Annotated in this window: 21 protein-coding genes and 1 tRNA gene; 16 read left to right on the forward strand and 6 right to left on the reverse strand. The window is 43.9% G+C overall.

From position 1 onward, the window contains the following. The first annotated feature begins 133 nt into the window (after positions 1 to 133). The 9 genes from AB4135_RS01895 to AB4135_RS01935 all read left to right on the forward strand — a co-directional run bounded on the left by AB4135_RS01895 (position 134) and on the right by AB4135_RS01935 (position 10,144). Positions 134 to 1,294, forward strand: a complete 1,161-nt coding sequence (locus AB4135_RS01895; protein WP_371989837.1) for a hypothetical protein — start codon at positions 134 to 136, stop codon at positions 1,292 to 1,294. Between the two features lie 79 nt (positions 1,295 to 1,373). Next, the gene (locus AB4135_RS01900) at positions 1,374 to 1,940 is read left to right on the forward strand and encodes a SprT family zinc-dependent metalloprotease (protein WP_371989839.1); all 567 of its coding nucleotides are present in this window, start codon (positions 1,374 to 1,376) and stop codon (positions 1,938 to 1,940) included. Positions 1,941 to 2,074: 134 nt separating this feature from the next. Then, positions 2,075 to 2,782, forward strand: coding sequence for an endonuclease (locus AB4135_RS01905; RefSeq protein ID WP_371989885.1), 708 nt, complete (start codon positions 2,075 to 2,077; stop codon positions 2,780 to 2,782). A gap of 14 nt (positions 2,783 to 2,796) precedes the next feature. Next, positions 2,797 to 3,528 (forward strand): 16S rRNA (uracil(1498)-N(3))-methyltransferase, encoded by a 732-nt coding sequence (rsmE, locus tag AB4135_RS01910; RefSeq protein WP_371989840.1) that lies wholly within the window; start codon positions 2,797 to 2,799, stop codon positions 3,526 to 3,528. Between the two features lie 120 nt (positions 3,529 to 3,648). Then, positions 3,649 to 4,596, forward strand: coding sequence for a glutathione synthase (gene gshB, locus AB4135_RS01915; RefSeq protein ID WP_371989842.1), 948 nt, complete (start codon positions 3,649 to 3,651; stop codon positions 4,594 to 4,596). Between the two features lie 18 nt (positions 4,597 to 4,614). Further along, positions 4,615 to 5,919 carry an alkaline phosphatase gene (locus AB4135_RS01920; RefSeq protein WP_371989844.1) on the forward strand — a complete coding sequence of 435 codons (1,305 nt, stop codon included), beginning with the start codon at positions 4,615 to 4,617 and terminating at the stop codon, positions 5,917 to 5,919. Between the two features lie 137 nt (positions 5,920 to 6,056). After that, on the forward strand, positions 6,057 to 7,085 hold the full coding sequence (locus AB4135_RS01925; RefSeq protein WP_371989846.1) for a methyltransferase: 1,029 nt from the start codon (positions 6,057 to 6,059) through the stop codon (positions 7,083 to 7,085). A 184-nt stretch (positions 7,086 to 7,269) separates the two neighbouring features. Then, positions 7,270 to 8,940, forward strand: a complete 1,671-nt coding sequence (locus tag AB4135_RS01930; RefSeq protein ID WP_371989848.1) for a DUF342 domain-containing protein — start codon at positions 7,270 to 7,272, stop codon at positions 8,938 to 8,940. A gap of 85 nt (positions 8,941 to 9,025) precedes the next feature. After that, positions 9,026 to 10,144: a site-2 protease family protein gene (locus tag AB4135_RS01935; protein WP_371989850.1), complete on the forward strand. Its 1,119-nt coding sequence runs from the start codon at positions 9,026 to 9,028 to the stop codon at positions 10,142 to 10,144. Between the two features lie 190 nt (positions 10,145 to 10,334). Here AB4135_RS01935 and AB4135_RS01940 read toward each other — a convergent pair. Then, positions 10,335 to 10,419 (reverse strand) — tRNA-Leu (locus AB4135_RS01940). 319 nt (positions 10,420 to 10,738) lie between these two features. Here AB4135_RS01940 and AB4135_RS01945 point away from each other — a divergent pair. Continuing rightward, complete coding sequence (locus tag AB4135_RS01945) at positions 10,739 to 10,873, forward strand: DUF3149 domain-containing protein (protein WP_079891968.1); 135 nt, start codon at positions 10,739 to 10,741, stop codon at positions 10,871 to 10,873. 96 nt (positions 10,874 to 10,969) lie between these two features. On the opposite strand, the gene AB4135_RS01950 is transcribed toward AB4135_RS01945, so the two are convergent. Further along, a complete protein-coding gene (locus tag AB4135_RS01950; protein ID WP_371989852.1) occupies positions 10,970 to 11,587 on the reverse strand; it encodes a superinfection exclusion B family protein in 618 nt (205 codons plus the stop codon). A gap of 153 nt (positions 11,588 to 11,740) precedes the next feature. Then, the gene (gene tcdA, locus AB4135_RS01955; protein ID WP_371989854.1) at positions 11,741 to 12,568 is read right to left on the reverse strand and encodes a tRNA cyclic N6-threonylcarbamoyladenosine(37) synthase TcdA; all 828 of its coding nucleotides are present in this window, start codon (positions 12,566 to 12,568) and stop codon (positions 11,741 to 11,743) included. Between the two features lie 369 nt (positions 12,569 to 12,937). On the opposite strand from tcdA, the gene AB4135_RS01960 reads away from it, so the two are divergent. Both AB4135_RS01960 and AB4135_RS01965 read left to right on the forward strand, forming a co-directional pair. Beyond that, positions 12,938 to 13,999 (forward strand): porin, encoded by a 1,062-nt coding sequence (locus AB4135_RS01960; protein WP_371989856.1) that lies wholly within the window; start codon positions 12,938 to 12,940, stop codon positions 13,997 to 13,999. 494 nt (positions 14,000 to 14,493) lie between these two features. Next, positions 14,494 to 15,525, forward strand: coding sequence for a porin (locus AB4135_RS01965; protein ID WP_371989858.1), 1,032 nt, complete (start codon positions 14,494 to 14,496; stop codon positions 15,523 to 15,525). Between the two features lie 211 nt (positions 15,526 to 15,736). On the opposite strand, the gene AB4135_RS01970 is transcribed toward AB4135_RS01965, so the two are convergent. Both AB4135_RS01970 and AB4135_RS01975 read right to left on the reverse strand, forming a co-directional pair. Continuing rightward, complete coding sequence (locus AB4135_RS01970) at positions 15,737 to 16,405, reverse strand: thiopurine S-methyltransferase (protein ID WP_371989860.1); 669 nt, start codon at positions 16,403 to 16,405, stop codon at positions 15,737 to 15,739. A 150-nt stretch (positions 16,406 to 16,555) separates the two neighbouring features. Beyond that, positions 16,556 to 16,906 (reverse strand): hypothetical protein, encoded by a 351-nt coding sequence (locus tag AB4135_RS01975; protein WP_248972754.1) that lies wholly within the window; start codon positions 16,904 to 16,906, stop codon positions 16,556 to 16,558. Between the two features lie 237 nt (positions 16,907 to 17,143). On the opposite strand from AB4135_RS01975, the gene AB4135_RS01980 reads away from it, so the two are divergent. After that, positions 17,144 to 18,946, forward strand: a complete 1,803-nt coding sequence (locus AB4135_RS01980; RefSeq protein ID WP_371989862.1) for a serine/threonine protein kinase — start codon at positions 17,144 to 17,146, stop codon at positions 18,944 to 18,946. Here AB4135_RS01980 and AB4135_RS01985 read toward each other — a convergent pair. Beyond that, positions 18,943 to 19,524: an FxsA family protein gene (locus AB4135_RS01985; RefSeq protein ID WP_371989864.1), complete on the reverse strand. Its 582-nt coding sequence runs from the start codon at positions 19,522 to 19,524 to the stop codon at positions 18,943 to 18,945. The genes AB4135_RS01980 and AB4135_RS01985 overlap by 4 nt on opposite strands. Positions 19,525 to 19,831: 307 nt before the next feature. On the opposite strand from AB4135_RS01985, the gene cutA reads away from it, so the two are divergent. The 3 genes from cutA (at position 19,832) to AB4135_RS02000 (ending at position 23,851) form a co-directional block, all read left to right on the forward strand. Next, entirely contained in the window at positions 19,832 to 20,155 is a 324-nt protein-coding gene (cutA, locus tag AB4135_RS01990) for a divalent-cation tolerance protein CutA (protein WP_371989866.1), read from the forward strand. Beyond that, the gene (locus AB4135_RS01995; RefSeq protein WP_371989868.1) at positions 20,152 to 21,966 is read left to right on the forward strand and encodes a protein-disulfide reductase DsbD; all 1,815 of its coding nucleotides are present in this window, start codon (positions 20,152 to 20,154) and stop codon (positions 21,964 to 21,966) included. Before cutA ends, AB4135_RS01995 begins: the two co-directional genes overlap by 4 nt. 247 nt (positions 21,967 to 22,213) lie before the next feature. Continuing rightward, on the forward strand, positions 22,214 to 23,851 hold the full coding sequence (locus AB4135_RS02000; protein ID WP_371989870.1) for a cation:proton antiporter: 1,638 nt from the start codon (positions 22,214 to 22,216) through the stop codon (positions 23,849 to 23,851). Positions 23,852 to 24,139: the final 288 nt, after the last annotated feature.

Below are 24,139 nucleotides of genomic sequence, written 5' to 3' on the forward strand. Positions count from 1 at the left end.
GAATAATTATTCGTCGCTTTCAATGCTTTCATCGCTAAGGCATACTGATGAAAATGAACTAATAGCCTGAGAGAACAGTTTTTAACGTTCACTGCACGTTGTGAAACTGAGAATAATAACCAAGGACGTAGTAATGAAATCATTTAGCATGGCACTTATCGCCACTGCACTTTTTGCTGGCACAACCTCAACCGCTGCTTTCGCAAAACTCGACGTTGAAGAGGCTAGATTACCAACTGCAACAGAGGCTATACCTGAGGTCGTCAATCGATATCAAGCATTCGTCACTAACCTTGCCGACAAATACGCTCAGCACTCTGATGAACTTAAAATCACTCAAATGGTTGCCCACCAAGGTTTGCGCCTATGGCAACAAGCGGTAAGAGATGTCCAATCAGGCCACTTGGACGATCGCTCTTTATACTGGAATCGCCTGGCGATGCGAGAACTATTGAAGACGCAAAAGCCTGATTTTAATATTGCCGCATGGCAACGAGATATTCTTATTGAGGCAGTTGAGAAGTCTTCTCGCGGGTTAAGTGACATTAATTTTAAAGATGATGCAGAGATTAAAATTCTCATCACAGGCTTCGATCCTTTCTTCCTCGATAGACATATCGACCAGAGTAATCCGTCAGGTTTAGTCGCATTGGCGCTTGATGGCTATCGCTTCAAGGTGGATGGCAAACAAGCTCAAATTGAAACCGCAATGATCCCAGTACGGTTTGCCGATTTTGATGACGGACTCATTGAGTCTATATTGACACCCATCTATCGCGACAACAGCGTGGATATGATTTTCACTGTCAGTATGGGGCGCGATGAATTTGATATTGAACGTTTCCCTGGACGCAACCGCAGCGCAGCAGCACCAGATAACCTAAACGTGCTAACCGGTGCTAACAAACAAGCCCCTATCGCACCTTTGTTTAATGGTGGCACACTTAATGGACCTGAGTTTGTTGAATTTTCTCTACCCATCGCAGCAATGCAAACCGTGCAAGGCCCTTGGAAAGTGAATGACAACCATACGGTGTCGACACTAGCGCAAGGCGAGTTTCAAGCAAAATCGTTAGCGCAACTGCAAAATGCAATCTCAGTAGAAGGTTCTGGCGGCGGCTATCTCTCCAATGAAATATCTTACCGCGCAATTTTGCTACAAAAGCAGTTTAATAGCAGTATTGCTGTTGGCCATATTCACACACCGCGTATTGCAGCATACGACGTTCAAGTAGAACACGATATTGTTGAACAAGTGAAAGCTATGGTAGAGGTGGCGGCAACAACTCTCTAACTAGCGTGATGGTTTAGACTCAGGTAACATTGATGAACTCGCCTTTTGCGGGTTCATCAACCATGAGTTCATAGAGCCAATGTTTAAAGCGCTTAACCCTTTCAAGTCCAAGTTATTAACAACCGCCTCTTTAGTTAACCACCCCAAAGCGACGTTTAACGACCCGTTGCAACAGTCGATTGTCGAGCAAATTGAGCGTTGTTATCAAATGGCGGAATCAGCACTGTCCAAGTCATTTCCACGACCAGAAGTTAACTTTAAATTACGCGGAAAAAGTGCCGGCACAGCCCATTTGCAACTCAATAAACTGCGCTTTAACCCAATGCTATTAAAAGATAATCCACAAGCTTTTATCGATGATGTCGTACCACATGAGATCTGCCACCTATTAGCTTTCCAACTCTATGGCAGAGTCAAGCCCCACGGTATGGAATGGCAACGTTTAATGCGCCAACTTTACCAACGTCAACCACGCACTACCCATAGCTTTAATACTCAATCCGTAGAGGGAAAAACCTTTGAATATTTCTGCAACTGCGGCTCAATCAATTTAAGCGTTAGGCGTCACAATAAAGTTGTACGTGGCGACAGCCAATACCGTTGCCGCAAGTGCGGCCACAATTTACAAAATTCAAAGCCTAGTTAACGCTTTCATTCGCTTCATATATTGCCCCACCCCCTCAGCTCCCTTACAATCGCCGCAAACGAGCCTACGATTGGTTAATATGGGGATTAAGATTGAACAGCATTGGATTTAAAACACTTTTATTAGCGCTTAGTATTATATGGATCACACCCCTGCAGAGCTTTGCTCAAGCAAAACACCCAAGCAGTTTCAGTCAAGCAAAACGATTAGCCAAAGAGATCTACATTCAGTCCTTACCCATCAATAGCTTCTATTGCGGCTGTGACATAAAAATAGAAGGCAAAAAATGGCGAACAGACTTTGAGCACTGTGGTTATCAAGTACGCAAACAGCCAAAAAGAGCAGCAAGAATAGAGTGGGAACATATCGTCCCGGCTTGGGAGTTTGGCCACCAGCGCCAATGCTGGCAGCAAGGTGGTCGTAAAAACTGCGGTAAAACAGATAAGTTATTTAAAAAGATGGAGTCAGATCTACACAATCTAGTGCCTGCTATTGGCGAAGTGAACGGCGATCGCAGTAACTACCGCTTTAGCCAATGGAATGCTAAGCCAGTACAATATGGCCAATGCACAATGAGCGTTGACTTTAAGGCAAGAAAAGTCCAGCCACCTAGCTATACTCGGGGGCAAATCGCACGAATTTATCTTTATATGCAAAGCGCCTATGCATTGCAAATATCCAGTAGCCAATTAAAGTTATTTAAAGCATGGGATAAAAGCTATCCAGTTGATACTATTGAGTGCAAGCGAGATCAAGCGATTGCAAAAGTGCAAGGTAACCACAATCGTTATGTGCAGACTCAATGTCAGCAGCTAATCTCAGCATCGAACACCGCAGAATAAGGCAAACCTGTACCATGAGAGTCCCAAGAATATACCAAGCCTCTTCGTTGGCTATTGATGAAACCGTATCACTACATGAGGAAGCTGCAGGTCATGTAGGCCGCGTACTAAGAATGGCTGCTGGTGAGCAAGTCTGTTTATTTAATGGAGATGGTCATGATTACCTCGCTGAAATTGTCAGCGCCAGTAAGAAAAATGTCGCAGTGAAGGTCTTATCCTGTGAGAGCAATGACAGCGAGTCACCGCTGCACCTGCATTTAGGCCAAGTGATCTCCCGTGGAGACCGAATGGACTTTACCATTCAAAAGTCTGTCGAGCTGGGGGTTAACACTATTACACCGCTTTTCTCTGAGCGCTGCGGGGTCAAATTAAGCGGTGAGCGCTTAGAGAAAAAGATCCAGCAATGGCAGAAGATAGTGGTAAGTGCTTGTGAACAATCAGGCCGTAGCGTGGTGCCCGTAATACGTCCCGCCATGCAACTGAGTGACTGGTGCGCAGAAGAGACAAACTCGCTGAAGCTGAACTTGCACCCAAGAGCCTCTCACGGCGTTAATGGCCTCAGTTTACCTAACAACCGCGTACGCTTGGTTATTGGTCCTGAAGGGGGCTTATCAGCAACTGAAATCACCATGACCGAAACCCATAAATTTACCGATGTACTGCTTGGCCCAAGAGTACTACGCACTGAAACGGCCGCGCTGACAACCATTAGCGCTCTGCAGCTAAAATTTGGTGATATTGGTTAAACTTAACGTCGCAGTGAATTAGCTGTGCCAGTGATAATAATATCAGTTCGATGCTAGAAAACCGGCTTAGTCGCCCCCATATTTAGCCTTGATATGAATATAAAATAAGGAATACGCTCCATGATAAAACTCGGTATCGTGATGGATCCCATCAGCGACATTAATATTAAGAAAGATTCAAGCTTTGCCATGTTAATGGCCGCACAAGCTCGCGGTTACCAGCTGTTTTACATGGAGATGAATGATTTAGCCATGGTGAATGGCCAAGCGATGGCTACCATGCGCGCATTAACAGTCAAACAAGATCCACTTGATTGGTACCAGCTTGAAGAAGCTGTCGACACTCCGCTGGCCGATCTCGATGTTATTTTAATGCGCAAAGACCCACCTTTTGACACCGAATTCGTGTACTCAACATATATGCTTGAGCGAGCCGAAGAGCAAGGTGTGTTAATCGTCAATAAGCCGCAAAGCCTGCGTGATGCTAACGAGAAACTGTTTACCGCTTGGTTCTCTGAGTTTACTCCAGAGACTGTTGTTACTCGTGACGAGCAACGCATTCGTGCTTTCCACAAAGCAAAAGGCGATATCATTCTTAAACCATTAGATGGTATGGGTGGCAGCTCTATTTTCAGAGTCAAAAAAGACGACCCAAACCTTGGCGTGATTATCGAGACCTTAACCAATGAAGGCCAGCAATATGCGATGGCACAAGCCTTTATTCCGGATATCACCTCTGGCGATAAACGTATTTTGGTTGTCGACGGTGAACCCGTCCCCTACTCCTTGGCGCGTATTCCGCAAAAAGGCGAGACTCGTGGCAACTTAGCTGCCGGTGGACGCGGAGTAGCTCAACCTCTGTCAGAATCTGACTGGCATATCGCCCGCACCATAGGCCCTGAACTCAAAAAACGCGGGCTAATCTTTGTTGGACTCGATGTTATTGGCGACAAGCTGACTGAAATTAACGTTACTAGCCCAACTTGCATAAAAGAGATTGAAGCTGCTTTTGATGTCGATATTAGCGGTATGTTAATGGATGCCATCGAAGCTAGAATCAACAAATAACCAGTCCAAGGACCCGGTATGACTTTTAGAAACACCTTTACTTGGGTCCTTAGTGCCCTTGCCATATTGCCACTGTATGCTGCAGCCAATATCGATATTACAGATGCACCATCACGACCTAAGAATATGATAATCATGGTCGGCGACGGCATGGGTCCCGCTTATACCAGCGCCTATCGTTACTTTCAGGACAACCCCGACACTGAAGAGATTGAACAAACGGTGTTTGATCGTTTGTTAGTGGGTATGGCATCCACTTACCCTGCGAGAGAGAGCGGCTATGTAACAGATTCAGCGGCATCAGCTACTGCGCTTGCCACTGGCTTCAAAAGTTACAATGGTGCAATCTCAGTTGATACTAATAAACGCCCATTGACCACCATCATGCAGATGGCAAAATCCCGTGGCATGTCAACGGGTGTGGCTGTTACCTCACAAGTAAACCATGCAACCCCTGCAGCCTTTTTGGTGCATAACGAAAGCCGCCGCAACTATGAAGCGATTGCCACCGATATGTTGCAGTCTGATGCTGATGTGATTTTAGGTGGTGGGCAGAAATACTTCTCTGAAGCTCTATTAAGCCAGTTTAAGGCCAAAGGCTACCAACATATCGATGACTTGGCACAGCTTGAATCCATTACCAAACCCAAAGTCATTGGTCTGTTTGCCGAGGTGCAGCTGCCATGGGTCATTAACGAAACAGACGCGAATACCTTAAGCCGTTTGACTCAAAAGTCCTTAGAATTACTATCGCAAAACGACAAAGGTTTTGTGCTATTAGTCGAAGGTAGCTTAATCGATTGGGCTGGACACAATAATGACATCGCCACCACCATGGGGGAGATGCACAGCTTTGCCAATGCAATGGAAGTCGTCGAGCAGTATGTGCGCCAACACCCGGATACCTTACTCGTCGCCACCGCAGATCATAATACCGGTGGACTCTCTATTGGTGCTAATGGTGAATATGCTTGGGACACCAAACTTTTAAAAGGAATTAGTGCTAGCCCATCGAACATTAGCGTTGCAGCCATTGCCAGTGATGAGTGGCAAACAGGAGTAAGCAAAAGTCTTGGTTTTGAATTAACAGCCGAAGAATTACAACAGTTGAGCAATGCACGTATGCAGGGCAATGAAGCACTGCAAACAGCCCTGAAAAAGCTTATCGATATCCGCAGTAATACCGGCTGGACGACCAGTGGCCACACAGGTGGCGACGTGCAAGTATTTGCCGTTGGCCCAGCTGCCGATCTGTTTAAAGGCAATCAAGACAACACCCAGATAGCGGAAAAGATGATGAGTCTGCTGCCAAAGATAGATTAATCAAATACCAACGAGTTATAAGAATAAAATGCCAGCTATTACCTATGATTAGCTGGCATTTTTGTCACCAGTTAAAAGTGCATATTTAGGTCAATGGGGTATAATTACTGCCACTTAACATTCGACCTTGAAAACTCATGCTAACCAACGCTTCGCAAGTCCTTCTTAGAAATAGTGATTTAGTCAAAGACCAAACTGTATTAGTACTCAACTATGAAGGTGATACACTCCCTAAAACGCTGTTAGAGAGTGCGTCGAGCGTAAGTGCCCTAGCACTGGATTTTCATCATCACCTTATTATGCAGCCCTATGCAGCCAAAAACCTGCAGCTGTATTTTGGTCATCAACTGCCAAACCAAGAGTGCTTTGACAGCGTCATTGTCTATTTCCCTAAAGCAAAAGCACTCGCACCTTACCTGTTTAATCTCGCAGCTAAACATCTTAAACCACAAGGGCAATTGATTGTGGTAGGTGAGAATAAAGGTGGTATTAAGTCGCTACCTAAACAGCTACCAGATTACTTCGATAAGGCATTCAAAGCAGATAATGCTCGCCACTGTATTGTATTTACCAGCGAACTGAATCGACAGGCGCCTGCGGTAAAACTGCAAGATTGGTACAGCAAGTATCAACTGCAAACCCCACAGGGCGAAATCACCATCTGTAATTTGGTTGGTGTGTTTAGCGAGAAAAAACTCGATGAAGGCACTAAATTATTGCTCGACAATCTACCAAAAATGCAAGGAAATGTGCTCGACTTTGGCTGTGGTGCCGGAGTGATAGCCGCAGCGTTACTCACCGCACAACCCACATTAAAGCTAGATTGTGTTGATATCAATGCAATGGCATTAGCTTCTTGCGAGCTAACAATGCAAGCCAATGGACTCAGCGCTAATGTGTTTGCATCTGACGGCATGGCGCAAACCAATCGCCAATACAATGGCATTATCTCCAACCCGCCTTTTCATGACGGTTTAGCCAGTACCACCAATATTGCAACAGATTTTGTCAAAGCCAGTGCAGCCAATTTAGTGCGAGGGGGATTGTTCCATATCGTCGCCAATCGCCATCTGCCATACTCGGATTGTATCGCTGAAAATTTCGGCAACGTAAACGTGAGTGCCGAAAATAATCGCTACAAAATATACTCCAATATAAAGAACTGAAACAAAGCATAAAAGTATGCTATAAAAACCCTACTAGTTGATTATTCTGCAACCAATATAGTGTTACATTTTAACTGATATATTGGTCAAAGATTTTATACATTATAATTCCGTAAACGGATATTATGTGCTTATAATCCAAGGTAATACCTCTAATAATAACGAATAAACCGTAGGGATTTTCATGCTGCATCCGGAGCTTATAGAGTTAGGTGTTGACGGCAAAAAAGCCGTATTAACGCTCATTCCCAATACTCACGGTCCTTTAACTGAAAAGGACATTGTCGAGCTATTGGCGTTCCCCGATTTTAGCGCCCTATATCCACTTAAAGAGGTGATTAGCAAAGCTGTTATTCAAATAAACCAATTATCAGGTACTGATGACGGCCGGTTTGAACAACGCTTTGAGATCGCTGAATGTCGCGATGCCGCAATCAGTTTTGAATTCTCCGATGATAAAATGCAAGCATCAATGACATTAACCGCGGCATACGGCGGTCAAACGATTACCTTAAAAGATATCCTGCAACACTTAAAATCTCAGCATATAAAACTTGGTTTAAGTAAACCCAAAATTGAGCTGTCATTAACCCAATTAGCCAACCTGTTACCTGGTGATGAATGTTGTAATATCATCGCCAGTGGACGTTCGCCCGTGCATGGCAAAGCCGCGACTATTGAGCGCAAAGTGATGTTAGCGCGAGAAAGACTATTGCAGCCTCAAGAGAATAGCGACGGCAGCGTCGATATGCGTAACCTCGGCTCGGTTATCATGGTAAAAGTCGGTAATGCACTTATTATGAAGCACCCTGCTACAGCAGGAGTTGATGGCTACAACGTATTTGGCGATAAACTGCTTGCTAAGCCAGGCAAAGATATAAAACTACTTGCTGGAGAGGGCACTGAGTTTTGCGCCGACAACCCTAACCTGCTTATAGCCAGTGTTGCTGGCCAGCCGGTAGAAACCAAAAACGGCATGCAAGTTGATGACGTACTACAGATAAAAGATGTCAACGTCGGTTATGGTCATGTCGACTTTAAAGGCAGCATATTAATTACCGGTGATGTTGGCGAAGGCATGGTAGTTAAAAGCAGCGGTGATATCACTGTTATGGGCTTTGTCGACTCAGCAACCTTAATTGCTCAAGGCGATATCACTGTCAGCAAAGGTGTTATTGGTCGACAATTAAAAGACAATGCGCTTTCTACTACGCTCAAAGCCCAAGGCCAAATCAGTGCGCAATTCGTGCAATACTCAAACCTTGAAGCCACGGGTAATATACTTGTAACCAAACAGCTACTACATAGTCATGCCAACACTAAGCAACAGCTAATTGTTTGCGATGCAAGCGGTCGTCGCGGCGATTTAGTCGGTGGCAAAGTCGAAGCCGATAAAGGAGTCAAGGTCGTTGCCATTGGCGCAACAGCGGGTACAAAAACTGAAATATTCTGCGCCATGCATATTAGCGAGCACAAACATAATTTAGTGCAGCTCAAAGAGAGCATTACCTCAATGAGGGGCGCGGTAAAAAACATCGAAGGCCAACTTGGTAACCTGCCGCCTAAAGCACAATGGCAAGATGACGAAATGATGGTCGAGCAAGTCAAGGGAATGCTAGAAGAAAAACGTCGAATTATCAGCACAATGCGAGAAGAAGAAACCGAGTTTGAAACGACAACGCAAGAAGTAGAAAGCTATTACAAAAACTACCGTATTGATGCCTTAAAACATGTTTTCGCGAATATCGAGATCCACATTGGTGGCGCATTCAATCGTACCCAAAGAGAACATGGTCCCTGTTGTATTACCAACTGTAATCAAGAGATCAACTACGACTACAGTATTAAAAAATAATCATACAATAGGCAGATTGACAGCCATTGCCTAAGGGTGATGGTTAGCGTCATAATAACGTTACTTTAAATCGTTGAGATATGACGTGGAATTATTGAAAATTGACTGCCTAGGTAAGCCGCTTCGCTTAGAAGGCTCATTGGCAGGCTGGCAACAACTGTTTTGGGGTAATGACTTAGTCTCGGTTATTCAAGCAAGTAGTGACAACGAAGGCTTAAAAAGCCACTCTTTTGAGCTTAATACTGCAGCTCCAGCCGCAATTGATTCATCAGACGAAGCGCCACATAAAACCATAAAAATCACTTTAGAAACAGACTTACGTTGGCAACCTTTTGTCATCGATTACCGGCTGTTGCAAGATGAGAATGTCATCGCTAGCGGTAAACGCAACACCAAAGATATCGAACAACAAGTACCAACCGTTGCCATTCAAGAGAAAAAGCAATTTAGCATGATCGGCCTAGCCTCACTGGGTTTTAAGCTATTAAAAAGCGCCAAGGTCATTAAAGTCGTATTAGCTGGCGCCAGTGTTGCCGCCTACTCTTGGTTGTTTTCATTTCAGTTTGCTCTCGCGCTTATTGCCTGTTTAGTATTCCATGAATATGGTCATATTCGGGCAATGAAGCACTTTGGCATGAAAACAAAAGGGATCTACCTCATCCCCTTTATGGGCGGCTTAGCCTTAAGTGATGAAAAGATTAATACCCGTTGGCAAGATGTAGTGATCTCGATAATGGGGCCTACTTTTGGCCTATTGATGTCAATCGCTGCGCTGATTGCTTATTGGGTAACAGGTAATATCTTCTTTGCCGGATTAGCGGCCTTTAATGCCCTGCTCAATCTATTTAATTTGTTACCTATATTGCCCCTTGATGGCGGCCATATCCTTAAAAGCATCAGCTTCTCGATGAACAGCGTTATGGGGCTGGTTGCATGTATTGCAGGCGCAGCAGTTGGCGTCTACATCAGCTACAGTTTAGGCTTAGCACTACTTGGCTTCCTGCTACTCATTGGCAGCGCCGAAATAGTGTTTGAATGGAAAACCCGTCATCAAAGCCACTTGCTACCGCTTGATCGCTACGGTCAAATATTCTCTGCTGTTTGGTACTTTCTCACCGTCGGTGCGCTAATTGGCATCATTTGGTATTTTGCCGGTAGCGGTGATGACATGCTTGCCCTGCCGCTAGAGATCTTAAAAAGCTAACGAACCTTAAAGCTGGATATTTCAACCCAATAAAAAAAGGCATCCCAAATGGATGCCTTTTTGCAAATGAAACCGAAAATTAGTGGTCAATATACTTATACCAATTCCATCAAAAAGTGACTAATCGGTGAATTTCAGGCACAAAAAAACCGACTTAATGTCGGCTTTAATATTTTCTCTTAAAGAGAAATGGTACCTGAGGACGGACTTGAACCGTCACTTCTTTCGAAATCGGATTTTGAATCCGACGTGTCTACCAATTCCACCACTCAGGCTTTGTTACTCGACTCAATGAGGTGGACCTCAAGGAGTGAAGCGAATTATACCTGCGGATATCGGAATGGCAAGTACTTTGATTTGAGTTTTGTATCAACTGGCCATTTTTCAGCCTCAATGGTCATTCACCACCGGCAAAACCAACAAGCCGCTTACTTTAGTGCTCTACACAATTAGCAAAACGTGATCCACGCCATCTTTATTAACACTTGCGCAGCAAAATACCAATAACCACTCTATAACTTGACCAAGATCAATTACGCCAAGAATGCAGAGGAGTACTTTAACTGTGAACTAAGAAGAAAGAGGATTTCGGACATGGCATTCTGGTTAGATTTGATGTTTGGCAACGCTATCGGCTTGCTATCAATGATAGTAATTTTTAGTACGATAGGTATCGTCTCCTATCTAATGTGGATGTTCTATACCAAGTCTGCGGATCCTGAGAGTTAATCTCCAACGTTCTATTAATGCAGGGGGCTATTTGCCCCCATTTTTTTGTCCGTTTTTTCACTATTAAACGAACAGAACCTGTCACAGCTAAACAGCTTAAGCTGCGTGTTTACGCGGTGTAACAAAACTATTAATGAACTGCGGGCGAGCTTTAATCAGGTTTTTCATCTCTTCAGCACTAGGCTCTCCAACCGGAAAGCGCAACACTTGACGATTTAAGTACTCACGAGCACGCATCGATATTTTGAAGTCTGCGGTTGAACCTTGAATAGCATAATGTTTTTCATTACCAAGATGTTCCAATATTCCCGCTTTAGACAAGCTCTTCACTGCTTGTTCCGCTTCAGGCAGAGTCAAAATCGTTTCTCCCTGTAGAAAGAACTCTCTCAACAAAGCACGTTCGGTAGGATCGAGTAGCTTCACCTTCTCTTCAATGACTTCAACTGAGCGTTTATCACTTAAATAGCCAATGGCTTCATCAAGGAAGTAATTAAGGATCTGCGTCAATAAATACGCAGCGCCAATAATCAAACCTAGGCCGATTAGATTGGCATGTTGCTCCGAAAATTCAGCCAGATTAATTGCGGCAAGAAAATTGACCGGCGAGAATAATAACGCAGCACATGCCAAAGAAAGCCATAGCATTGCATTGAAGATCAATTTCTTAATTGATTTGCCAGTAAAAGAAAGTGCATTGAGGTTAATTTTTTGCATTGCCAAATCCAGTGTCAGAATTCTGTTCCTAACCAGATAAAAGCAAAAACAGTGCCAAAGATCGCATCAAAAAAATAAAGATCAAAAAGTTAGCTTGCTAGTGAGTCAACCGTCAGAACAACTGCCCTAACGGATAGGTTACTCAACCAATAATTACGACTCGCTGTGTTGTGCTTTAGCTGCAAGTTTGCTCAGCACTCGACTAACCGCAACAAAACCAAATGTACCAGTCACCACCGTTACTGCACCAAAACCTGAGGCACAATCCATGCGCATGTTGCCATCAGCCGTTGCCTTGGTATTACACACTGAACCGTCGGCTTGGGGATAAACTAACTGCTCGGTCGAGAACACAGCTTCAATGCCAAATCGACGCGCGACATTTTTAGAAAAATTATACTCACGTCTTAGCAAGTTACGCACTTTAGCAAGTAAAGGATCTTGGTAAGTCTTGGCAAGATCGGTGACTTGTACTTGAGTTGGATCGCTCTGCCCACCCGCGCCACCAACAGTAATAATTGGCAGTTTTTGCCTTTTACACCAAGCAATTAATGCCGTTTTTGGTTTGACGGCATCAATACAATCGATCACATAGTCTAAGTCGCCACCGGCTTTCTTACCTTGAAAATACTCCGCCAAGTTATCTACGGTAATAAAGTCTTCAACCTCATTCACCATGCACTCTGGGTTAATCTGCTTTAATCGTTGTGCCATCACTTCGACTTTAGATTCACCAATCGTCTCTTTCAGTGCATGGGCCTGACGATTTGTGTTAGTTACGCAGATATCATCGAGATCGATTAAAGTAATTTGACCAACACCACTTCTCGCCAAAGACTCTGCCACCCAAGTACCTACGCCACCAATTCCAACAACCACAACATGTGATTGAGCAAAGCAATGAAGCGCTTGTTGACCGTATAAACGACCAATACCAGCAAAGCGGTTTAGGTAGGCATCTGACAAAATTTGATTTTTCAAGGCAATACTCAATCTGGGGGTGCAATAGATGAAACTCGATGAGCAATTTTATCCTAATTCCACTAAGAACTCTAAGTTTATCCCATAGCAATAGAGATCTATGTGAACAGCTTTAACTAAAAAAACAAGCCCCGAGACATGAGTGTGAACAACTATCAAATCTCAATTAACTAATTGTTTAATACAAGTAAAGTATCATGATAAATATCACGCAACTTCTCTGTAACGCGATCAGGATCACACTTATAAGTTCCCTTTCATTGCAGTATTTCTCCCGACAAATACAGCTTCACCTTGGTTATTCAGCCGGTTCAATAACCGAGATGGCAGCCCAAACTTAGAATAGCTTCGAGCTATAGGAAGATGAAAATGAAAAAAACTGTTCTGTCCGTCACTATTATCTCAGCACTAACCGCCACCTCTTTTACAGCACTAGCTGATGGCCCAAACTTTTATGGTCGTGCTGACCTAGCAATCACCAACTCAGATATGGGTATTGCCACCCAAAACCAAAAGTCTGGCACTATCATTGAGAACAACTTCTCTTGGTTAGGTGTGAAAGGTACTGAAAAAATTAATGACGAGTTGGAAGTTGTCTACCAAATGGAATTTGGCGTAAGCAACTTCGACAACTCAGGTGACACATTCGGCGCGCGTAATACCTTTTTAGGCCTTAAGTCTGCATCGGCAGGTACAATTCTTGTTGGTCGAAACGACACCGTTTTCAAAGCTGCCGAAGGCGGATTTGACCTGTTTGGCAACACTAACTCAGACATCGATCTATTAGCTGCGGGCCAAACACGTAGCGCTGATGGTTTTACTTACTACTCACCAAAAATTGCTGACCTAGTTACCTTAAACGCAACTTACTTGATGGATGATAACTACGATCAAGTTGATACTGATGGTGAAGAAAAGTACAGCGATAATATGTATGCACTGAGTGCAACCATTGGTGACAAAGCGCTAAAAGCGCAGAACTACTATGTATCAGCGGCTTACAACGACAGTATTGAAAACATTAAAGCTTACCGCGGCGTTGCTCAAGTAAAATTAGGTAATGTTATTGTGGGTGGTTTCTACCAGAACAGTGAACATGTTGATAGCAAGTATGCCAACCTGGAAGGTGACACATACTTCGTCAACGCGGCATACGTGATGGGTAACTTAAAATTGAAAGCGATGTACGGTAGCGATGATTCAGGTTTAGGTAAGTATGTAAGCCGCTATGTTGGTAACGTTGATGGTGGCCTAGAAACCGTCAGTAACGTTGATATCCAACAATTCAGTATCGGCGCCGATTACCGCTTGAGTAAGAACACACTGGTGTACGGTCACTACACTAAGTATGACGGCGACATGATGCTTAGCAACACCAAACAAGACCTTGGTGATGATATTGTTACCGTAGGTATGCGTTTCGACTTCTAAGCTTTTAAGCTGTTAAAAAAGGCAGCCTTGGCTGCCTTTTTTATTGTTCTTATAAATGAACAGCCCCACCAGCACACAACATAAACGCAACATTTCGGCTACTTCACTCTATTTTGATGCGATAACTGCCACACACTCATTTTTAACATTGTAAACTTAGCCACTTCTCGGCCCCGCATTGACTAATTCTTCACAATTTTAGACAGAATCATTTCCATATAAAAGCGCCACAAATACTCCTTTAGGGATAGTTTATAACATTGAATTCTGTATATATTGCCATTTAGATGACGAAAAAACCTCAAGCACCACAAAAAAGCAGCAAATCTGCGGTGGAAAAGTAAAAACTTGATCTAGCCCACAATTTGAAAGCCATAAAACTGTAATATTTGCACCCACAATTGTTATGAGCTCGGATGCTTGTAACAAAAACAAAAGTTTATGTAAAAAACCATAAGAAACGTATAAGAACTTAGGTTCTGGGAGCAAATGAAATGAAAAAGACACTAATCTCTGCATCAGTGGCATCAGTTTTAACCCTAGCTTCTTTCGGCGCGCTAGCTGAAGGTCCAAGCTTTTACGGTCGTTTAGATCTATCAGTAACTAACTCAGATACTGGTGCGACTACACAAAATGGTAAAGAAGGTACTGTTCTAGAGAACAACTTCTCTCACTTAGGTGTTAAAGGCAGCGAAAGCCTAACTAGTGACATCGACGTGATCTACCAAATGGAATTCCAAGTAGAAAACACAACTAACTCAGGTGAGACTTTCAAAGCTCGTAACACTTTCCTAGGTCTTAAGTCTCAAGCTGGTACCGTACTTGTTGGTCGTAACGACACAGTATTCAAGCAGTCTGAAGGTGGCGTTGACGTATTTGGTAACTCAAATGCTGATATCGACCGTTTAGTAGGTGGCCAAACTCGTTCTGGCGACGGTATCTGGTACTACTCACCAAAAATTGCTGACCTAGTGACGTTGAACGCAACGTACCTAATGGAAGACAACTACACTGATGAAGCAGGTAAAGATTCTTACGAAGACCAGTACGCACTTAGCGCGACTATCGGTGATAAGAAGCTTAAAGCACAAAACTACTATGTAGCAGGTGCATATAACACTATCGGTGGCATCGATGCATACCGTGGTGTGGCTCAAGTTAAACTAGGCGACTTCAAAATCGGTGGCCTTTACCAAAATACTGAAAGCCAAACTTCAGATCAAGAAGGTGATTCTTTCTTCCTGAACGTTGTTTACAACCTAAACGGCGTTAATCTTAAAGCTGAATACGGCAAAGACGAAGCTGGTTTCGGTAAGTACTTCAAGAACATTTCTGGCGGATACCAAGACGAGATGTCTGACGTAAACGTTCAGTCAATCACTGTTGGTGCTGACTACAAGATCTCTAAATCAACTATGGTATATGGCCACTACGCTATGTACGAAGGCGACTACAAAGTAGCCGGCGCTAAAATCGACCTAGAAGATGACAACATCTTCACTGTTGGTGTTCGTTACAACTTCTAATTCAATGAGTCATTAGACTCTTGAATCACAAGTACCAAAAAGCGACCTGATGGTCGCTTTTTAATGCCTGAAATAAGGCCAAGTGAAGACTATTATCCATCAATAGATGCCGATAGCAGCACCAAGGCCGACGCTACACCGATACCAGAATAGAAGATGATCAGTGACTAGCTTCCTCAGACTTTCCTGCTCTCACCCTGCTTATCCGCTGTTAGCCTTTTCGGGTCAACTTATAAACTGACTCTGTTAACGATGACACCTGCTTTTTAACAAAGCGCGGATTATCACTCAGTACATCTTCACAAGCTAACCGTTCAATGTCGAAATCAGCACCCATATTGGCTACTACCCAATCATTGGATACCGCAAATGGCGGGCCATTTAGCTCTGCTTGCGGGTAATCTAAAGTAACAAGCAAACCAATGCTGCCTGCTGGAATTAGACAAGCAAGCTGCTGCGCGTATTGTAATCGCATCGCTTCAGGCCACGCTATTAGTGCAGCTCTGTCGTAAAAAGCGCTGGTTTTGGCAAGCTCTGCACTATTGGTATTTTGGAGGCTAAAAATATCACCTTGATAGATGGTGATCTGCTCAGTTGAATAACGCTTATGCTCGCCAATTTGTTCTACGCTATGAGTAAGGTTATTTTCTTGGTAGAACTGAGATACCGCAAGATCATTGAGCTCACAAGCCAGTACATCGTGGCCCTGCTCTGCCAAAAAACACATATCAAGAGACTTACCACAAAGAGGAACAAAAACTTGCGAGTTTGCGGGGAGCTTTAGCTGTGGCCAAAACTGAATCAGTAGTGGGTTAACGGCGCTCAGATGAAAACCTATCTGTTGAGCGTCCCATTTTTCATGCCAAAAACTTGGTTGCATTGCTAAAATCCTAAAGCGTTAGAGTGGGCTTAAGCAGAACGCTCTAACAAGGAGTTCCCCCTTAATTAAGCAAATTCTGTTAATACCGAATGAGCAACACTCTAAAGCCAACACCTGCATTTAGCAAAAAGAAAAACAAACGCTAATGCTTTAGGCTGCTGGAATATCCAACGCTTTTTGTACTTTTTTAAGCCAAGTACAATTCTCACATTCACATTGACGACGCGAAAGGTGGTGTGGACTCAAGCTTGAATCAATAAAATCTACAGCGACAAGCAGCTGTTGCTTGAGCTCTTCGGCTGTCTTTTGATCTACCGCAACAGTCTCGTCGTTGTGGTTCATCCAGGTGCACTCCATGCCTTGATGACAATTGATGCACTGCATATCGGTATGATTAAAAAAACCAGCGTGAGGACATTGGTTGAGTTCCATTGACTGCAAAATTCGCTGCCGAGGATACTCGAGTAATTCGATTAACCGTGACTTATCTAATCCTGACATATAATCACCTTTGTGCTGATTTAACTTATAAAATTAAGTCTATATCTTCTATATTAGTACTGACTTCAAGACTACCTTTCTCTTATTGTTACAGAATTGATATACATCAATATCTCTTCCAAAAATATTGGCTAGGTGTGACCCACTTCCCCCTTTTAACTGTCAGTTTTTTACGTAATCAGCTTGGACTATCTTCGCTAATGTTGATTTAATAACAACATTAACAAGGAGAGACAATTGCAAACCCAAGAACTTCAACACTTTTATATCTCAGAAGAGCAATCAATCTACTTGCTTGCGGCTAACGATGCCCGCAAACACCGTGCTTGGATAAGACTATGTAAACAACAGCTAAGTAAGTTGGGATACAAAGAGTTTGAAATGGTTGGTAAGGGCGCTTATGGGTTTGTATTTGCGGGCGTTAATGCCAGTGGCGAAGCCCATGTTTTTAAATTCTCTCGACTAACACTGCCGCAGCACGTACAAGATAGGCTTGAAGAGGAAGCGTTTATGCTGTCTCAAGTCATCCACCCTAACGTACCTCCAGCCATTAAATTCCAACATGTTGGAAAACAGGGCATTCTTGTGATGGCAAGAGCGCCTGGTGAAGACTTAGAACAACTTTGTCTGCGCGTAGGTGCGTTGCCCGTTGCCATGGTGATGAATATTGCTCGCCAACTTGCGGCAATACTCAAATACTTACATAACGGTCGGCCATTGATCCATGGCGATATTAAACCCTCAAATCTGGTTTACGATGTAAACAATCAACATCTGTCTTTAATTGATTGGGGCTCAGCGGTATTTGCGCAGCGCGACAATGACGGCAACCCTGTTAATGGCAATGTCATGGATTTAATGTCAAGCGATCATCAGCATACTAATGCCCGCATGGGCGATGTGTACTTTATCGGTGAAGAGCAACTCAATGGTGCATTGTCGAGCCCCCGCTTTGACGAGCAAGGCGTGGCCGCTACACTTTATGCATTGGCATCCGGCCAAGCTAGTCGTTTCGGCAGTAAGGTCATCCCCGCCACCAGTATTGGTTTACCCATTGAGCTCGCCAAAACCTTAGATGGCATGCTGAGTGATGACCCCATGCAACGAAAACAGGCTGGTGATTACTTTCTTAAAAGTATGGCTCATAGCCATAGAATGCATCTGCCAGAGATTGATAATGGACCGCTTATCGCTGAAATCCCAGTGTGGGTGCTTACCAGCAATAAAGAGGTGGAAACCGTTAGTTATAGCTCACGAAAAGCATTTCTTAAAGAACATAATGCCGATGATCCCATTGCCAAAATGGATGATCTACAGCTGGAAAAATACTACCGGAACTTTATGGCTGGTATGGGCGATACTGAAAAAGGCTTTATCGCATCAGTAGGCCGTTTAGCCCAATATGACATCGTAGGTGGTTTAGCGATTCATTGGCGTGAAACAGGAGTGTTTATAGATTCAAACCTAGCACTGTATAACGAGAGTCAAAAGCAGGCTTTAACAATTGCAGTTAATAACATGGTGACTCTTGCCCGTGGTATTCATCGGATAGGTGTGTTCAAGGCGTGCTTTTTCAATGCAAGAGATACCCTGCATATTGAGAGGCAAGATAGTCAACAACCCTTTGTGATTAGTAGCGAGCTACAACTGCCTTTTGAGGTTGGCGATGTCCCCTCTTTAGAAGACCGCTCAAGACTGCACTCCTATTTTGAAGATGGCCGCGATCCTGAAGAAAATTTAGAACTGCCAAAAGAGATCATGACTGAACTCGCTATCATCAACCAAATTCACCATACCGGCTGTATTATCTTTGAGGCTTTGCCAAATCATATGAAGATCCACAGCTACTTGCGTCTGTTAAACCCGAGGAAACAAGCAGCATTTAGAGGCTGTTTAGACCGTATCTTAAGTCATGTCGATAAGATACAAGGCAAAGGGGTGTCAGGATTTATGAAGCTGCCCTATAAAAACACCCGTAAATTTAGCCACCTTGAGCGCAAACCAGATAATTTCTATCCGCGCAATCCCAAACAAAGTTAACGCTTAGGTTTATCATCCTTTGGCTTGTCATCGTCATCAATCGAGGTTTCAACCTGATGGGTTTCTGGGCGCTTATCACTAGGATCATCTTTGCGCTCAAAGTCACCATCGAAGGTGTTGCCATCATCAAACGGTGAACGCCCGCCTTGCTGACCAAAGGGGTTACCTTGTCCGCCCATACCTGGACCAAAGCCAGCTTGAAAACCACCATTGGTTTTAGCTTTCAATTGCATACGCTTATAAAAATAGCCAGCAACCGGAATGCGAGTAAATGGCGTTAATAGAATGAGTCCCAAAAAGTCGGTCACAAAACCTGGGATGAGTAACAGTAACCCAGCAACAGCTAACATCATCCCTTCAACAATCTCTTGCCCTGGTGCTTCGCCGCGCGCCAATTTTTGCTGAACCTGCATCAAGGTACTAATGCCTTGGCTCCGCACTAACGATACGCCAACCACAGCAGTAAATATCACCAGACCTACAGTTGTCCAGCTGCCTAATGCTTCGCCCACTCGGATCAACACAGATAGCTCCATCACAGGAACTAATACAAAAATCAATAACAGAATAAAAAACACGCTGACCTCACATTTTTTTATGGCGATGAAAACTAAATTGGGGTTAGTCGGTCTATTTTCAAGTCGCATAACCAACAATTGGCTTGTGTGCTAACAATAATCAACACAAGCAGCACAATACATACGCATTTGTAAGCAAAAACTACTGGCATCACTATTTTAGCAATGCCTTAATGCAAGCATTGTGCAAAACACGTAAAGTAACAATAGTGACTATTGTGATAATCAGCTTAACTAAATTGCCTTAACGCAGCTTTAATCTGCTTAATATAATTGAACAAGCTATCAGACGGACAAACACAGTTTAATGGATAACGAATTTTTACTCTTGATGACCACTTGCCCAGACGAAGCTAGCGCTAGATCTTTAGCTCATGCCCTCGTCAAAGAGAAATTAGCGGCATGTGTGCAGATCTCATCAGCCATTACATCCGTATATGAATGGCAAGCTGAAGTCTGTGAAGAGACAGAGTTCTGTTTACATATTAAGTGCCTTGCCGTGCATTACCCTGCGATTGAGGCTGCAATTTTAAAGTTGCACCCTTATGACGTTCCCGAGCTAATAGCACTACCTGTAACCCAGGGATTGCCAGCCTATTTTGATTGGATAAAAGAAACCACACAGCCATGAAAAAAATCATAACTCTGTTTTTAGCATCCCTACTAATGCTTAGCCCATTAGTGCAAGCTGAAAGCATTTTTAATAGCAGTAAATTCTCCTTTTTAAAGGGTGAGCCAGAGTTGATGCCTGTCGATGAAGCGTTTGTTTTCGACTTCAAACAGGAGGGCAATAAGGTAAAAATTAGCTGGGTTATTGCCGACGGCTACTACATGTATCGCGATAAACTCAAATTTGAAGCCAACGGTGCTGTGCTGGGCGAAATCGCTTTACCAGCGGGAAAAGCGCATACCGATGAATATTTTGGTGAACAAGAGGTTTATTATTCATTTGTTGAAATGCCGGTCGCAATCAAACAAGCTGCCGCAGGCGATACTCTCAACGTCACATTTATGGGTTGTGCTGAAGGTAAACTGTGCTTCCCTCCTACCAAAAAAGTGGCAGAGTTAACTGAAGTTAGTGCTAATGATGGCGTACTCGGCTTACAAAATAATAATGAAATTGCTGCTGTCGTCGACCAACCTAGCGCGCCAATCACTCAGCAAGATAACCTGACTCAAATGCTCGCTAGTGATAGCTTAATTTGGACGTTAGTGATCTTCTTTGGCTTAGGGATCGGCCTCGCATTAACACCTTGTGTTTTCCCTATGTATCCGATTCTATCGGGCATTATTGTTGGCCAGGGTAAGAAACTCTCTACCGCTAAAGCCTTTAGCTTGTCGATGGTGTATGTACAAGGTATGGCTATCACCTACTCGCTAGTAGGCTTAGTTGTGGCGTCTGCCGGAATGAAATATCAGGCCTATCTACAACACCCTGCTGTGCTCATTGTACTGGCGATCATGTTCTTCGTATTGAGCTTATCGATGTTTGGCTTATACGACTTAAAACTGCCGTCTAGATGGCAAGAAAAGATGAACTCAGTATCCAACAGCCAAAAAGGCGGTAACGTCATTGGTGTGTTCTTGATGGGTGTTATCTCGGGCCTTGTTGCCTCTCCTTGCACAACCGCACCACTTTCTGGAGCGCTCATTTACGTCGCCCAAACAGGCGATCTATTACAGGGCTTCTTAGCACTCTATGTGTTGAGTATGGGTATGGGGTTACCGCTGCTTATTATCGGCACCTCTGGCGGTAAGATCTTACCAAGAGCTGGCAGCTGGATGGATATTATCAAAACCATCTTCGGCTTCTTACTCATTGCCGTTTCTATCGTGATGTTAGGTCGAATTTGGCCGGGGCTTATCTCAGATCTACTCTGGTCAGTGTGGGGGATCTGCATCGTCGGTTACCTAATGCACCAGAACAAACTCACGCAGTTCAACTGGAAACAAACAACCCGTTCGATACTGCTGTTGCTAGCATTATTGGCTAGTTTTTCTTACGGCTTACAATCAGCAATGTCACACTTTGGATTTGCTGCCCACAGCAGCTCAACGGCTGCATCTGCCGAGCAAAATCACGGTTTCAAGCGGATTAAATCACTTGAAGATCTCGACAGTGAAATCGCAGCTGCATCTGCACAGGGCAAAACAGTGATGTTAGATCTATATGCCGACTGGTGCGTCGCTTGTAAAGAGTTCGAAGCGATTACCTTTAAGGATGCTGCAGTCCTTGAGCGGATGAACAAGATGGTATTGCTACAAGCTGATGTCACTAGCAATGATGCGGTGGATATTGAACTACTAGAACATTACGATGTGCTCGGCTTACCGACACTACTGATGTTTGACGAAAATGGGGCCGTCAGAGATGACTTAAGGGTCACCGGCTTTATGCGCCCTAAAGCGTTCGCAGAACACCTGGATCATCTCGTGAAATAGCTCAGCCGCATTAACTAAAAAGCCCCCGCTAACCTTTATCGGCTAGCGGGGCTTTTTAGTTTTTATTGATGTTGCGATAAACAGGGGGGATCACAACACGAGTGTTATCATCTAATAGGGGAAATGTAATCACCACAACTAAGACAATTGCCTCTGTCACAAGCTATAAATAATTCAATAAACTTCAGTTCAAATTCACAAACTTCTTGTACAATGCTCACTAATAATATCTTCTGCAAGGAGCACCATGGAACCCGCGATACTCATTATAACCTTAGCCTGCGGCATGCTAGTTAGCCGTGTGGGACTGCCCCCATTAATCGGCTATCTTGTTGCGGGATTTGTACTGTTTCTATTCGGAATTGAAGAATCTAGCCTGCCAATGTTAGAGCAGTTAGCTAACTTAGGTGTGACCTTATTGCTGTTTGCCATAGGTCTTAAACTGGATATTCGTAGCTTGTTCAAAGCGGAGGTTTTAGCGGGTTCCAGCTTGCACTTGCTTGGCTCTATGCTATTTTTTATCCCGCTGCTAAAATTGCTAGGTCTGCTTGGTTTAGAGCAGCTTACCGGTCTTGAACTCAATCAGCTTGGCCTGCTCGCATTTGCATTAAGCTTCTCGAGTACCATTTTTGCGGTAAAAATATTAGAAGACAAAGGTGACATGCAGTCACTTTATGGCCGCGTTGCTATTGGTATCTTGATTATGCAAGATATCTTTGCCGTCGCCTTCTTAACGATATCTAAAGGTGATATTCCCTCATATTGGGCGTTATGCTTACTACTACTTCCGCTAGCCAAACCGCTTATTTATAAAGCCTTTGATCGAGTCGGTCATGGTGAGTTACTGGTGCTATTCGGCCTAGTCATGGCACTGGTTATGGGGGCATGGCTATTTGAAATAGTCGGCCTAAAACCCGATCTTGGCGCGTTGATTATCGGTATCTTATTGGCGGGGCATCCTAAGTCTTCAGAACTGGCAAAGTCACTGTTTTATTTTAAAGAGCTTTTCTTAGTGGCCTTCTTCCTGACTGTGGGCCTAAATGGTCTGCCGACATTCTCAGATATCGGCTTAGCGGCTATTTTGGTATTAATCGTCCCCATTAAAATCGTGCTGTTCCTCTATCTGTTGACCCACTTTAAGTTACGTTCACGCACGGCATTACTCTCTTCATTTAGTCTAGGTAATTACAGCGAATTCGGTTTAATCGTTGCCGCTGTCGCGACATCAAAAGGCTGGTTACCACCACAATGGATGGTGATATTAGCGGTGGCATTAAGTTTTAGCTTTCTGTTCTCTGCACCGCTCAATATCGCCTCAAACAGACTATATCAAAAGTACCAAAGTCGACTGCAGCGATTGGAGAAGCATCCATTGCATCCGGAAGATCGCCCAATCCATGTGGGTAATCCAAGGTTCCTAATCTTAGGTATGGGTCGCATCGGTTCCGGTGCATATGATGAACTTAGAGTGCAATATGAAGGTGAGATCCTTGGGGTGGAGCATAAGCAAGATCTAGTCGATTACCATCACCAAGAGGGGCGCAATGTGGTGCAGGGCGATGCCTCAGATACCGACTTTTGGGAGAAACTTGATAAGGCGCCTAACCTAGAGTTAGTACTGCTCGCGATGCCGCATCACGTGGGTAACTTATTTGCTGTTGAACAACTAAAACGCCTAGATTACCAAGGCAAACTTAGTGCCATTGTGCAATACAAAGAGGATGCCGATTCACTGCAAGAATCAGGGGTGCACAGCGTATATAACCTTTATGAGGCAGCTGGTGCGGGTTTTGTCGACCATGTAGTTAAAGAGTTGCTCAGCCCTAATGGCACAGCGCCAGATCATCCAGAAGCGGTGAATCATCCACGCAGCAGTGAAAATTAAGATTTGCAGCGCTTTTCCTTTCACTGCTTTAGTGAATAAACGTGCTTCTATAGACTCAGGTAAGTCAGGCCTTTTCTTTGTAGATAAGGGGCTCTGGCTAACCTGATAAGCTTACCTTGCCACCCTAAATAACGTGCCACTTCCATTAAAGAGTTGCTCATTCAGCGGAAGTTAAAATCACTTTAGACGTAAGTGGCTTATCGCTAATCGTTATTCTCGACTCAGGCATCTGGCTCCGCTCTCGATAGTTGCTCCTGCATTACTCTACCTTCGACCATCCTTGGTCTC

The sequence above is a fragment of the Shewanella sp. 10N.286.54.B9 genome (assembly GCF_041468565.1).
Lineage (GTDB): Bacteria > Pseudomonadota > Gammaproteobacteria > Enterobacterales > Shewanellaceae > Shewanella.

Bases quoted from the DNA above. Each gene is read 5' to 3' on its own strand.
- AB4135_RS01895 (WP_371989837.1), top strand. From the start codon at position 134: ATGAAATCATTTAGCATGGCACTTATCGCCACTGCACTTTTTGCTGGC.
- AB4135_RS01900 (WP_371989839.1), top strand. From the start codon at position 1,374: ATGTTTAAAGCGCTTAACCCTTTCAAGTCCAAGTTATTAACAACCGCC.
- rsmE (WP_371989840.1), top strand. From the start codon at position 2,797: ATGAGAGTCCCAAGAATATACCAAGCCTCTTCGTTGGCTATTGATGAA.
- gshB (WP_371989842.1), top strand. From the start codon at position 3,649: ATGATAAAACTCGGTATCGTGATGGATCCCATCAGCGACATTAATATT.
- AB4135_RS01920 (WP_371989844.1), top strand. From the start codon at position 4,615: ATGACTTTTAGAAACACCTTTACTTGGGTCCTTAGTGCCCTTGCCATA.
- AB4135_RS01925 (WP_371989846.1), top strand. From the start codon at position 6,057: ATGCTAACCAACGCTTCGCAAGTCCTTCTTAGAAATAGTGATTTAGTC.
- AB4135_RS01930 (WP_371989848.1), top strand. From the start codon at position 7,270: ATGCTGCATCCGGAGCTTATAGAGTTAGGTGTTGACGGCAAAAAAGCC.
- AB4135_RS01945 (WP_079891968.1), top strand. From the start codon at position 10,739: ATGGCATTCTGGTTAGATTTGATGTTTGGCAACGCTATCGGCTTGCTA.
- AB4135_RS01950 (WP_371989852.1), bottom strand. From the start codon at position 11,587: ATGCAAAAAATTAACCTCAATGCACTTTCTTTTACTGGCAAATCAATT.
- AB4135_RS01960 (WP_371989856.1), top strand. From the start codon at position 12,938: ATGAAAAAAACTGTTCTGTCCGTCACTATTATCTCAGCACTAACCGCC.
- AB4135_RS01965 (WP_371989858.1), top strand. From the start codon at position 14,494: ATGAAAAAGACACTAATCTCTGCATCAGTGGCATCAGTTTTAACCCTA.
- AB4135_RS01970 (WP_371989860.1), bottom strand. From the start codon at position 16,405: ATGCAACCAAGTTTTTGGCATGAAAAATGGGACGCTCAACAGATAGGT.
- AB4135_RS01975 (WP_248972754.1), bottom strand. From the start codon at position 16,906: ATGTCAGGATTAGATAAGTCACGGTTAATCGAATTACTCGAGTATCCT.
- cutA (WP_371989866.1), top strand. From the start codon at position 19,832: ATGGATAACGAATTTTTACTCTTGATGACCACTTGCCCAGACGAAGCT.
- AB4135_RS01995 (WP_371989868.1), top strand. From the start codon at position 20,152: ATGAAAAAAATCATAACTCTGTTTTTAGCATCCCTACTAATGCTTAGC.
- AB4135_RS02000 (WP_371989870.1), top strand. From the start codon at position 22,214: ATGGAACCCGCGATACTCATTATAACCTTAGCCTGCGGCATGCTAGTT.